Origin of the sequence: Undibacterium sp. RuTC16W, assembly GCF_049339445.1 — a bacterium.
GTDB lineage: Bacteria > Pseudomonadota > Gammaproteobacteria > Burkholderiales > Burkholderiaceae_D > Undibacterium.
Window position 1 is genome coordinate 1 of record NZ_JBMPPE010000089.1, and the last position, 333, is coordinate 333.

Sequence of the window (333 nt, forward strand, 5' to 3'; positions counted from 1 at the left end):
GCATCATGAAATATGGGTGCTGTATTGTAAGCAAAGTAAGTGCCAGTTTCAGTATTTTAGACAATAAAAAAGTGCCACTAAGGCACTTTTATAAGTTAGGCTCAATAAATGAACTTAAACTAAGGTTTTAATGAAGTCGCTCAGCTCATCTTTAAATTCATCACGACGCAGTGCAAATTCAATAGTGGCTTTTAAATAGCCCAGCTTACTACCGCAGTCGTGGCTGCGCCCTTTAATGGCGTAGGCATCAACCACTTCTTTTTCCATTAACATGGCAATAGCGTCGGTAAGTTGAATTTCATCACCTGCCCCAGCTGGGGTTTTCGCAAGTAG

1 pseudogene is annotated in these 333 nt (G+C 40.8%); it reads right to left on the bottom strand.

What is annotated here, in order from left to right:
* Positions 1-114 precede the first annotated feature (114 nt).
* Positions 115-333: pseudogene (locus ACO0K4_RS19640) on the bottom strand (UTP--glucose-1-phosphate uridylyltransferase); the annotation flags it as partial.